General features: G+C 66.1%; 9 protein-coding genes. 6 read left to right on the forward strand and 3 right to left on the reverse strand.

The features are described from left to right. On the reverse strand, positions 1 to 234 hold a 234-nt coding region (locus ACWKY3_RS01400), incomplete at its 3' end, for a type II toxin-antitoxin system RelB/DinJ family antitoxin (protein WP_449314639.1). A 396-nt stretch (positions 235 to 630) separates the two neighbouring features. Between ACWKY3_RS01400 and ACWKY3_RS01405 the strand changes: the two genes are divergently transcribed. Genes ACWKY3_RS01405 through ACWKY3_RS01415 form a run of 3 tightly spaced genes read left to right on the forward strand, consistent with a single transcriptional unit; the run spans position 631 to position 2,593 of the window. Next, complete coding sequence (locus tag ACWKY3_RS01405) at positions 631 to 1,008, forward strand: GntR family transcriptional regulator (protein ID WP_449314640.1); 378 nt, start codon at positions 631 to 633, stop codon at positions 1,006 to 1,008. Then, complete coding sequence (locus ACWKY3_RS01410) at positions 1,008 to 1,898, forward strand: ABC transporter ATP-binding protein (RefSeq protein WP_449314641.1); 891 nt, start codon at positions 1,008 to 1,010, stop codon at positions 1,896 to 1,898. The genes ACWKY3_RS01405 and ACWKY3_RS01410 overlap by 1 nt, the downstream gene beginning before the upstream one ends. Further along, positions 1,895 to 2,593, forward strand: a complete 699-nt coding sequence (locus ACWKY3_RS01415; RefSeq protein WP_449314642.1) for an ABC-2 transporter permease — start codon at positions 1,895 to 1,897, stop codon at positions 2,591 to 2,593. The genes ACWKY3_RS01410 and ACWKY3_RS01415 overlap by 4 nt, the downstream gene beginning before the upstream one ends. Positions 2,594 to 2,636: 43 nt before the next feature. Here the strand turns inward: ACWKY3_RS01415 and ACWKY3_RS01420 are convergent, their stop codons facing one another. Then, positions 2,637 to 3,044, reverse strand: a complete 408-nt coding sequence (locus ACWKY3_RS01420; RefSeq protein WP_449314643.1) for an RrF2 family transcriptional regulator — start codon at positions 3,042 to 3,044, stop codon at positions 2,637 to 2,639. Between the two features lie 205 nt (positions 3,045 to 3,249). Here ACWKY3_RS01420 and ACWKY3_RS01425 point away from each other — a divergent pair, with 205 nt between their 5' ends. Both ACWKY3_RS01425 and ACWKY3_RS01430 read left to right on the forward strand, forming a co-directional pair. Further along, on the forward strand, positions 3,250 to 4,113 hold the full coding sequence (locus ACWKY3_RS01425) for a glycoside hydrolase family 25 protein (protein ID WP_449314644.1): 864 nt from the start codon (positions 3,250 to 3,252) through the stop codon (positions 4,111 to 4,113). Between the two features lie 891 nt (positions 4,114 to 5,004). After that, positions 5,005 to 6,297, forward strand: coding sequence for an MFS transporter (locus ACWKY3_RS01430; protein ID WP_449314645.1), 1,293 nt, complete (start codon positions 5,005 to 5,007; stop codon positions 6,295 to 6,297). A gap of 86 nt (positions 6,298 to 6,383) precedes the next feature. Here ACWKY3_RS01430 and uvrB read toward each other — a convergent pair whose 3' ends face one another. Beyond that, complete coding sequence (gene uvrB, locus ACWKY3_RS01435; protein WP_449314646.1) at positions 6,384 to 8,534, reverse strand: excinuclease ABC subunit UvrB; 2,151 nt, start codon at positions 8,532 to 8,534, stop codon at positions 6,384 to 6,386. A 679-nt stretch (positions 8,535 to 9,213) separates the two neighbouring features. On the opposite strand from uvrB, the gene ACWKY3_RS01440 reads away from it, so the two are divergent. Continuing rightward, on the forward strand, positions 9,214 to 10,287 hold the full coding sequence (locus ACWKY3_RS01440) for a YeiH family protein (protein WP_449314647.1): 1,074 nt from the start codon (positions 9,214 to 9,216) through the stop codon (positions 10,285 to 10,287). The last annotated feature ends 541 nt before the right edge of the window (positions 10,288 to 10,828 follow it).

The following is a 10,828-nucleotide window of genomic DNA, read 5'->3' on the forward strand; positions in this document are numbered from 1 at the left end:
CTTTTGCTCGTCGGTCAACCTTATGACGCGCGGCTTGAGCTCGCGAGCCTCAACCGGCAACTCCTCCCGCTCGAGAACGTATCGGTAGGCGGCATTGACCAGCTCGGTGGGAGTCGAGCCGATCTTCTTGAGAACGGCGTTTCCCTGCCGTTTGATCTCCACCGGCACGCGAGCGGTGACAATGGCATCATCGCGCTTGCTGCGCGATCGTTTCTTAGCGAGCACGGTTCCCATGCTTCCCCCTTTCAACGCGATCAGCATATTGTAATACCGTATTACTTTCAAGTGGGCCATTATCGAAAATTTCCCTTGACCGTCGTGTGCCTAGTGATTATAGTGTGCATATCGGGCATACACACAATGCACGGCAACCGTGAGGAAGCTGCGCGAGGAATGCCCGACGCGGAGGAAGCGGGGAACGTGCCCGCGTCCTCCGGGGGGCGCAAGGCGGGACGCCGCCGAGCGCCTGCCGGGCGCGCCGGGACGCCGGAGCGCTCACGCGTCATCGTTTGGGCTGCGGCGCAACGCGCATCCGACAGCCATCGTCCGGACGACGGCGCGGCAACGCGATGCCGCTCGCGCGCCGAAAGCCAGCGCGAGCAGCGCACCAGCACTTGGAAAGGGAGCATCTTGGACATCATCATCTCGAACGCCAGCGACAAGCCCATCTACGAGCAGATAGTCTCGCAGATGAAGGCCCTCGTCCTGACCGGCGAGCTGAGCGAAGGGCAGCAGCTGCCCTCCATCCGAGCGCTCGCCAGCGACCTGCGCATCAGCGTGATCACCACGAAGCGCGCCTACGCCGAACTGGAGGCGCAGGGCTTCATCGAAACGGTGCAGGGCAAAGGCAGCTTTGTGGCCGGCGGCAACAAGGAGCTTTTGCGCGAGGAGCGCCTCCGCGCCATCGAAGCGCTGCTCGTGCAGGCCGCAGGCGAGGCGCGCGCCGCGCGCGTGAGCATCCAAGAACTCCATGACATGCTCGACCTCATCGCAGAAAGTGACGACTGATGAACGATCTCCTCCGCATACGCAGCCTGTCGAAGCACTACGACGGCTTCGACCTGAAAGACGTCGATCTCACGGTGCCGGCCGGCAGCGTGGTGGGGTTCGTCGGCAGCAACGGCGCCGGCAAAACCACCACCATCAAAGCCGCGCTCGGCCTTATCTTCCCCGACGCAGGCTCCATCGAGCTGTTCGGTCAGAGCGCGGGCGCCCACGCCAATGCGAAAACCGTCAAGCGGGCCAAGCAGCGCATCGGCGTGGTGCTCGACGCGTGCTCGTTTCCCGAGGAGATGACCGTGGGGGCCGTGGGCGCGCTCATGTCCTGCAGCTACGACGCCTGGAACCCTGCGGACTTCGAGCAGCGCCTCGCCCAGTTCGAGCTGCCGAAGGACCGCGCCGTGAAGGACCTCTCCCGCGGCATGGGCATGAAGCTGTCGTTGGCCTGCGCGCTCTCGCACGACCCCGACCTGCTCATCTTGGACGAGGCCACAGCCGGCCTCGATCCGCTCGCACGCGACGAAGCGCTCGACATCCTGCGCGCCTACATGCGCGACGAGCGCCACGGCATCCTCATGTCCAGCCATATCACAAGCGACCTCGAGAAGATAGCCGACTACGTGGTGTGCATCGACGCGGGGCGCGTCGTGTTCTCCGTGGAGAAGGACGCCATCACCGATCTTGCCGGCGTCGCCCACTGCCGCGCCTCCGATTTCGAGCGCATAGAGGCCAGCGGGTTCTTCGCACCGGGCGAGCTGCGCTACCTGCGCCACCCCTACGGCATCGACGTGCTCGCACCCGACCGATTCGCGTTCGCCGAGAACTTTGGAAACGTCGCCCTCGACCGGGCCGATATCGACTCCTACCTGGCCCTCATGCTGAAAGGAGAGATCCGATGAAAGCCATGTTCCTATCCGACGTGCTCGTGGCCAGAAAGTACCTGGCGCAGCAACTGGTCATATCCATCCTTGTCGGCGCTTTCATCGCCATCATGATGGGCAACCTGTACGCAACCGCCCCCACCATCGGCGTCATGATGCCCTTCTCGCTGGCCGTCACGATCCTCGCGCTCGACGAGCGGGCCGGCTGGCAGCAGTTCCGCCTGGCCCTGCCCATCACGCGCGCCGACGTGGTGATCGGGCGCTACGCGAGCTTCGCTTTGCTGTGCCTTGCCGGCATCGCGGTCGGCTTGCTGGCCACGCTCATCCTCATCGTCGCGGCGCAGGCGGCGCCGACCGTGCCGCAGCTGGCCGTCCTCATGGAGAACTTCTCCTGGCAGGCCCTGCTGATCGCCAGCGTTGCGAGCGTCGCCATCCTCTTGCTGATGCTCTCCATCATCATGCCGGCGTTCGTGCGATTCGGCATGACGAAGGCCGTGCGCCTCGTGCCGCTCATCGTCATCGTCTTCGTGCTCATCGCCTTCCAAGCGATCGACGGCAACATCGCAGCAGAGCTCGTCAAGAACGTGGAGGGCCTGCTTCAAACCCCCGGAGGCGACGCGGCGCTGGTCGCAGGGGTCCTTGCCCTCGCCGCCGCCCTTTACGCGGTCTCGGCCGCGTTGTCCGTCAAGCTCTACGCGAAACGCGAGCTGTAGCGGCGCCGACGGGCCCGGCCCCGCTCAAAGACGGGCCGGGCCCTCACGCCTTCCTCGCCAGGTCGGACAGCGCCACGCCGTCGGCGTAGGATTCTATCGCCTCGTTCAGGCCCACCCAGAAATCGCGCGCGGCGCATTGCCCGCTGCGATCGCATGTTTTCGCGTCCTCGACGCAGGCCACGGGGGCGGAGCTTCCCTCTGTGGCGCGCAGGATGTCGCCCACCGTTATCTCGTCCGCCGGACGCGCCAGCATGTATCCGCCGCTCACGCCGCGCATGCTTTTGAGAACGCCCGCCCTCACAAGCGCCCCTCCCAGCTGCTCCAGGTACTTGACCGACAGGCCCTCCCGCTCGGCCGCCTGCCGCATGGCCACAAGCGCGCCCCCTTCCCCCTGCTTCGCGATGTCGATCATGAGCCGCAGCGCGTAGCGGCCTCTCGTCGATACCATCATGCTCGTCGCACCGTCCCTCGTTCGAACCGTACCATGAGCCGGGCTGGATTCAACGGGAAGACCCTGCCCGGCATCGCTCTCCACCGCAAGTATACCGCTCCCGCGCATCGTTCGGCACAACCTCCCGGCGAAGAATTTCTGTGGTCGCGCCAAGGGTTGCCCGGCAACGCCGCGGCGGGCGGGTTCGTTTTGGTAGGATGGCCCCATGCAACCGAGAACGAAGACACGTCCCAGAAGCACGCCCGCTCGCCGTCCGCGCGCCCGCCGCAGCCCCCTGGCCGTTGCGGCCCTGATCGCGCTGACCTGCGCCGTTGTCACCGGGGCGCTGGTCGGCCTGGGGCGCTGCGCGGCGGCCCCGGAGGGCGGACCGGTCGGCGCCGAACCCTACGTGAGCCCCTACGATTGGACGCTTCTCCAGCGCGACGGCGACCGGCTGGCCTACGTCGAGAACGGAGAGGCGCGCTCGCAGGTGGGCGTGGACGTGTCCGAGCATCAGGGCGCCATCGACTGGCAGGCCGCAGCCGCCGACGGCATCGGCTTCGCGTTCGTGCGCGTGGGCAACCGCGGCTACACCGAGGGCGCCCTCTACGCCGATGCGCGCTACGCCGAGAACCTCGACGGCGCGAGCGCGGCGGGACTCGAAGTGGGCGCCTACTTTTTCTCGCAGGCAACAAACGAGCAGGAGGCGCGCGAGGAGGCGGATTTCGTGGTGGAGCTTTTGGCGGGACGCCGCTTGGAGCTGCCGGTGGTGTTCGACCACGAACCCGTCTCGGACGCGAACGGCCGCGCGAACAGCCTGGACCGGCAGACGCTCGCCGCCTGCGCCGCAGCATTCTGCGAGCGCCTTGAAGCCGCAGGCTACCAAACCATGGTCTACGGCAACAAAGGCGATATGGCGCGCTACGACCGCGCGGCGCTCGGCGAGCGGCCCGTGTGGTTCGCCGAGTACGACGTTACCGCGCCCAGCGCGCAGTTCGACTTCGCCTACTGGCAGTACACGAACACAGGCCGCGTGGCCGGCATCCCCACCGCCGTGGACCTCAACCTGCGCCTTCCCGAGCTGCCGTAGGTGTCGCAGGCGAAACGTGCCTCACCCGACGCAAGCGGACGCCGCGCCGGCCTCTGCGACAGGGGAACCCCTCGTAAGACTCTGCCCCAAGCAAGCCCTCCTTTCGCAAGGACCCCGCCCCAAGAGAACCCGCCCCTCGTAGGACCCCGCCCCAAGCAAGCTTGCCCCTCGTAGGACCCCGCCCCAAGAGAGCCACCGAGAGCTCCCCTTCCCCTTCCCCTTCCCGCATTGGGTCCGGAAATCGGTCTCCGATGGCGAGAAATCACCGAAATCGGAAGATCGGACGGCCCTTGCAGTCTTTTTGGGGGCACTGCAAGATCGCCGATCAGGCGTTTCTTGTCGCAGCTAAAGACAATCGAGCAATTGTCTTCCGACTTCGGTGATTTCTCGCCATCGGAGACCTTTCTCTCTGTTAAACCCCCGTCGGCGCGAACCGGGCCAGCCCGCCACGCGAAGCCCCGCCGGCGCCCCGGAAGGTCCAACCCGTTGAGCGGGGCTTTCCGAAGCGCCGAACCATAGAGGACCCTCGAAGCACCCGGTCAGGGGAAGCTCGGCCCGAGACTCGGCGAACGCGGGCTCTCGTCAACGGTGGTTTGGCAGAAAGACGCCTATCCGCCTGCCGGATCATGCTTGAAGCGCAACCAACTATGCTACACTAAAAGCCTCATGCACCCGATCTCAAGGAGCTCTGTTTCACGTGGCCGGACAGCTGCAACCGCGCTTTTAGCAGTCGCCTCGCGATCCGCTTTCCTCATCGCGCGTCTGCGCGCGCCGCGCAACGCGCGGTTTCCCTCGTCCCAGCCGCGCTTCCAACCAGAATAGGTGGCGCAACCGCCGCCGCTACCGCACGCTGGGATGCGTTCGACCATCTGCACAGCAAGGAGAGTTCCCATGACCGACCATCCTACGCCTTTGAGCGCCGCAGGCACGCCGCTGCCGAAGCGGTGGCTCGCCACCATCGTCATCATCTGGGCCGGCCAAGCCGTCTCCATGGTGACCAGCTACGCCGCCGGCTACGCGGCCGTCTGGTACGTCACCGAGACCACGAACAGCGCGCTGGCGCTGGCCGCCATGAGCGTGTGCGCCTATCTCCCCATGGGCATCATCGCGCCGTTCGGCGGGGCCTTCGCCGACAAGCACAACCGCAAGCTCATCATGATCGCCGCCGATTTGGGCGTGGGGCTGGTTTCCCTGGCGCTTGGCATCATCATCTTGTTCGGACAGGTCACGCTCGGTTTGCTCGTGGTGCTCGTGGTGGCGCGCAGCGCGGGCCAGGCGCTTCACAGCCCGGCTATGATGGCATCGATGCCCCTGCTCGTGCCCGAGAGGCACCTGCTGCGCATCAACACGCTCGACCAGCTGCTCATGAGCATGGCCTCCATCGGCGCGCCGGCGTTCGGCATCCTGCTCTACACCGCCATCGGGTTCCACTCGGTCATGTTCCTCGACTTCTTCGGCGCGCTCGTCGCCGTGGCGGGGCTTGCCCTGGCGAAAATCCCCACCGTACGCGACAAGGCCGCCGAAGGGCAGCACGTCGTCGCCAACCTGCGCGACGGTTGGCGCGCCGTGGCCGCGAACCGCGGGCTGCTCATGTTGCTTTGCGGCATCATGCTCGGCATGATCATCTTCGCGCCCTTGAGCTCCATCTACCCGCTCATGACCTACGACCACTTCAACGGCGACGGCTACATGGCAGCGCTTGCCGAGGCCGTGTTCGGCATCGGCATGATAGCGGGATCGGGCATCCTCATGGTCTCCGGAGGCGGAAAGAAGCTCGCGCGCCTCATCGCCATAGCCACGCTCATCGTGGGGGCGGCGACCACGGCCTGCGGGTTTCTGCCACCCACCGCCTTCCCGGCCTTCGTGGCGCTGTGCGGTATCATGGCAGTGGCGTGCGCATGGTACAACGGCCCCATGATCACGCTCGTTCAGCGCAACGTACCCGAGGAGAAGATGGGACGCGCCATGGGGCTTACCACCGCGCTCATCTCGTTCGCCTCGCCCATCGGCATCGCGCTTGGCGGCGCGCTGGCGGAAACCATCGGCATCGCGCCGTTTTTCGTGGTGGACGGCCTGGCGTGCCTGGCCCTTGGCGCGGTCATCTACCTGCCGAAGAGCATCCGCGCGCTCGACCGCGAGGCGCCCAAGAGCATCGAAGGAGCCAAGAAAACCGAGTGCGACTAGCTGCGAACAACACCGTCCGCATCCAGTTGGTTAACCCACCCGCACTATCCCCAGCCCTAACCGGTCCCTAATCTGCACCCCGTCGCCTACGACCGGCGCGCGCTGCCGTAGGCGGCGTTCTTGCGGTTGCCGAAGGCGCTGCCTTTGCGGGCGCTTTTCTTGAGGTCCTTCAGCACGTCTTCCTCGCTCGACCCCTCCACCTGCGTGCGCAGCTTGACCACCTGGTCGCGCAGGCGGGCGGCCTCTTCGAAGTCCATGTTCTGCGACGCGGCGGCCATCTCGTCTTCCATGGACGATATGATGCGCAGCACCTCCTCGCGCGAAAGCTCCGCAAGCTCCTTGTTCACCTGCTCGGCGGTGGTGCTGCCCATCTCGTCGGTCACGTAGCCGATGATGTCGTTGATGGCCTTGCGGATGGTCTGCGGCTCTATGCCGTGCTCCTCGTTGTAAGCCATCTGGATGGCGCGGCGGCGGCGCGTCTCGGCAATGGCCCGGTCCATGGAGTCGGTGGTTTTGTCCGCGTACATGATGACCTGGCCCGACACGTTGCGGGCTGCACGTCCGATGGTCTGAATGAGCGAGCGGTGGTTGCGCAAAAACCCTTCCTTGTCCGCATCGAGGATGGCCACAAGCGACACCTCCGGCAAGTCCAAGCCCTCGCGCAGAAGGTTGATGCCCACCAGCACGTCGAACTCGCCCTTGCGCAAATCGCGCAGGATCTCCACGCGTTCGAGCGTCGCGATGTCCGAGTGCATGTAGCGCGCCTTCACGCCCTGGTCTAGCAGATGGTCGGTCAGATCCTCGGCCATCTTCTTCGTGAGCGTGGTGATGAGCACGCGCTCGTCGCGGACGGCGCGCTCCTTAGCCTCGTCTATGATGTCGTCTATCTGCGAGGCGCTTCCGCGCACGATGATCTCCGGGTCGAGCAGGCCGGTTGGGCGGATGATCTGCTCCACCTGCTGCTGGGTGACTTTCAGCTCGTAGTCGCCCGGCGTGGCCGACACGTAGACAAACTGCGGCACGCGCGCCTCGAACTCGTCGAAGCGCAAAGGGCGGTTGTCCAGGCAGCTGGGCAGCCGGAACCCATGCTCGGCGAGCGTGATCTTGCGCGAGCGGTCGCCTTCGTGCATGCCGCGGATCTGCGGCACGGTCACGTGGCTCTCGTCGATGATGCACAGAAAGTCTTTCGGAAAATAGTCGATGAGCGTGTAGGGCGGCTCGCCCGGCTCGCGACCGTCCAGGTGTCGCGAGTAGTTCTCGATGCCAGAGCAGAAGCCCATTGTCTCCAGCATCTCCAGATCGTAGTTCACGCGCATCTCCAAACGCTGCGCTTCGAGCAGCTTGCCCTCGGCCTTGAACTGCTGCAGGCGCTCGCGCAGCTCGTCGCGGATGGTGCCGAGCGCCCGGTCCATCTTCGGGCGCGCCGTCACGTAGTGCGACGCCGGCCAGATGGGCAGCGCCTCGTATTCGTTCAGCACCTCGCCTGTGACGTGATCGATCTCCGTGATGGCCTCTATCTCCTCGCCCCAGAAATCAACGCGCACCGGGTTGTCGGCGTACGGCGGGAACACGTCGAGCGAGTCGCCCCGCACGCGGAAAGTGCCGCGTTTGAGCTCGTAGTCGTTGCGATCGTACTGGATGTCAATAAGCTCGTGGATGACCTGGTCGCGGTCCATCTCCTTCTGCTTGTCCACGAACACGGCCATGCCCGCGTAGTCCATCGGGCTGCCGATGCCGTAGATGCACGACACGCTGGCCACCACGATGCAGTCCTGTCGCGACAAAAGCGCCGAAGTGGCCGCGTGCCGCAGCTTCTCCACCTCCTCGTTGATGGAGGCGTCCTTCTCGATGAAGGTGTCCGACGAGGGAACGTACGCCTCGGGCTGGTAATAGTCGTAATAGGAGACGAAGTACACCACCGAGTTGTCCGGAAAGAACTCTTTGAGCTCGCTTGCCAGCTGGGCCGCGAGCGTCTTGTTCGGCGCCATGACCAGCGTGGGCTTCTGCACGGCCTCGATGGTCTTCGCCATGGTGAACGTCTTGCCCGAGCCGGTCACGCCCAGAAGCGTCTGGTAGCGCAGACCCTCCTCAACCCCGCACGCCAGCTTTTCCACCGCCTGGGGCTGGTCGCCCGACATCTCGAACGGCGACACCACCTTGAACGGCGTCGTGGCCAGCCGCACCTCCGGCAGCTTGCCCTCCATCTCGATGCCTTCGATATTTGACAGATGCGCCACGCGTGCTCCCTTCCCGAATGCGAGGCACCCAGTGTAGCACAATCACAATGACATGAACAGATGTTCGTTAACAATCTGTTGCGGAGGATGACGAGCCGTCCGCTCGAGGGCTTTTGCCCGCAGCCCCGCTTGCGGCTTGCCCCTGCTTTTGCCTGCGGTTCCCGTCTGCAACTCCCACCTGCGGCTCCTGCCTGTAGTTCACGCCCGAACCCTTGCCTGCGGCTCCCTCCTACGACTCCCGTCCGCAACCCTTGCCTGCGGCTCCCGTCTGCGCCCCTGCGCCTCCCGGCTTTCGCCGCCTTCGGCTCTTGCTCCCTCCCGGCTCTTGCTTCCCTCTTTGCTCTCTCCTCGCGCTCGCTTCGGCCTTGCCTTTGCGTCCGGGACCTCAAACCAGGGTCCACGAGCGCCGTTCGCGCCCCCTCCCCCTGTAACGGCAAGGAATCCGGGACCCCATTTTTTCGATATGTCTGCCGTCAGTTCGTCAACCCACCGCCCCCGGCAGCCGCGACCGACGCTGTCGCCGGCGCCGGCAACTCCCGGCGCCGGCGGCTCAAGCCCCCCCGACCCACGATGCGAAGTATTTTCGGGCCGGGAAGACTTTTCCCTTCCGTCAACCGTCGGGCGCGGTAGAATCACCTTCGCCAAAGTCGCCCATTGTCAAAGCCGAAAGGAAGGCTTCGTGGAACAGATCCGCACGCTCGCGCCCGGTTTGGGCGCCTGCCTTGCCATCGCCGCGCCCTGCTGGCTGCTCGGGCAGGCGCTCCCCATCGTCGGAGGGCCGGTGTTCGCCATCTTGGCGGGCATGGCCATCGCCGTGGCGTGGAAGCAGCCCGCGCGCCGCCGCACGCAGCCCGGCATCGCGTTCACCGGCAAGAAAGTGCTCCAAGCGGCCGTCGTGCTGCTGGGCTTCGGGCTGAACCTCGCGCAAATCGCCCAGGTGGGCCTCACGTCGCTGCCCATCATCTGCTCCACCATCGCCACGGCGCTCATCACGGCCTACGTGCTGAGCAAGCTGCTGCGCATGCCGGCGGGCATATCCACGCTCATCGGCGTGGGCTCGTCCATCTGCGGCGGCTCGGCCATCGCGGCCACCGCGCCGGTCATCAAGGCCAAGGACGAGGACGTGGCCCAAGCCATCTCGGTCATCTTCCTGTTCAACGTGCTGGCTGCCCTCGTCTTTCCCTCGCTCGGCGGAGCGCTCGGCATGTCCAACGAGGGCTTCGGCCTGTTCGCCGGCACCGCGGTGAACGACACCTCGTCGGTGACGGCCGCTGCGGCGGCCTGGGACGGCATGCATCCGGGATCCAGCGCGCTCGACCACGCCACCATCGTGAAGCTCACCCGCACGCTCGCCATCATCCCCATCACGCTCGCGCTGGGCGTTTGGATGGCGCGGCGGGAAGAGCGCGATCCGGCAGCGCTCGAAGCCCGGGAGCGCAGCGTGGTCAAGCCCGCCGGCAAGCTGGGCAACTTCAGCCTGCGTCGCGCGCTGCCCTTGTTCATCGTGCTGTTTCTGGCGGCGTCCATCGTCACCACCGTCGCCGCGGCGGCCAGCGTCGATCCGGCGCTGTTCGAGCCGCTCAAGACGCTCTCGAAGTTCCTCATCGTCATGGCCATGGCCGCCATCGGCCTGAACACCGACGTCGTGCGCCTGGTGAAGTCAGGCGGCAAGCCCATCCTCATGGGGTTTGCCTGCTGGGTTGCCATCGCCGCCGTCAGCCTGGGGATGCAGCACGCGCTCGGCCTGTGGTAGGCCAAAGGCCGAGCGCCCACCGGAGCCGAGCACGTCGTTCGAACTCGAGCAGAGAGCTCTCTTTGTTAAACCATGATTGACGCGAACCGGCGTCTGCCGAACCCCGGACCGAGCCTCCCCTCGTCGGGCGCCGGGTGAGGCCCTAGCCGCCTGGCGGGCGAGGCCCTCCCCGCCCGCCGAGCGGGGCCTTGTCCGACGGGTGGGCCCGGCAGGCCGGCCCGGCCTGAGTCGACCCCGGCTCAGCAGAGAGGAAGCCCGTTTTTGGCGAGAAATCACCGAAGTCGGAAGATAGGACGACGCGGACGGCCCCTCCGACGGCAACGCGCGCTCGCCGACCAAGGGCTTCGCCTCCGCCGCAGCGCGAGGGGGCGTCCGCGCCTTCCGACTTCGGTGATTTCTCGCCACCCGGGCGCCATCTCCCCGCCGAACCGGGATCGGCGCGGGCTTGCCCCCCGTCCCGGGCTGGGCACCCTCCGGCCGGGGGGGGGTGGGGAGGCAGCCGAGGGAGAAAAAAGGGGGGCAGGGGAGTCCATCCCCCCCA

Source organism: Rubneribacter sp. (assembly GCF_965361815.1).

Coding starts and splice junctions, on each gene's coding strand:
- ACWKY3_RS01420 (WP_449314643.1), bottom strand. CDS start 3,044: ATGATGGTATCGACGAGAGGCCGCTACGCGCTGCGGCTCATGATCGAC.
- ACWKY3_RS01430 (WP_449314645.1), top strand. CDS start 5,005: ATGACCGACCATCCTACGCCTTTGAGCGCCGCAGGCACGCCGCTGCCG.
- ACWKY3_RS01415 (WP_449314642.1), top strand. CDS start 1,895: ATGAAAGCCATGTTCCTATCCGACGTGCTCGTGGCCAGAAAGTACCTG.
- ACWKY3_RS01425 (WP_449314644.1), top strand. CDS start 3,250: ATGCAACCGAGAACGAAGACACGTCCCAGAAGCACGCCCGCTCGCCGT.
- ACWKY3_RS01410 (WP_449314641.1), top strand. CDS start 1,008: ATGAACGATCTCCTCCGCATACGCAGCCTGTCGAAGCACTACGACGGC.